Below are 221 nucleotides of genomic sequence, written 5' to 3' on the forward strand. Positions count from 1 at the left end.
GATAGGCTGGGTGTGGAAGCACAGCAATGTGTTGAGCTAACCAGTACTAATTGCCCGTGAGGCTTGACCATATAACACCCAAGGGGTTTGCTCCGGCAAACCGCCGGGATTGCGACAGGATCGACGACATATCGGTCAGCATGATTCATATTGCGAGTCCCGAGGCCACAAGCCTCGAGACTCAGGCATCGCAAGATGCCACCGTTTCGCCTGACGACCAT

The 221-nt window shown here is 54.8% G+C and carries 1 rRNA gene; it reads left to right on the plus strand.

The window, feature by feature from the left end:
• Positions 1–71 (plus strand): 23S ribosomal RNA (locus MKZ40_RS17175); the annotation flags it as partial.
• Between the last annotated feature and the right edge of the window lie 150 nt (positions 72–221).

Origin of the sequence: Cobetia sp. BMC6 (assembly GCF_029991385.1) — a bacterium.
Classification (GTDB): Bacteria; Pseudomonadota; Gammaproteobacteria; order Pseudomonadales; family Halomonadaceae; genus Cobetia.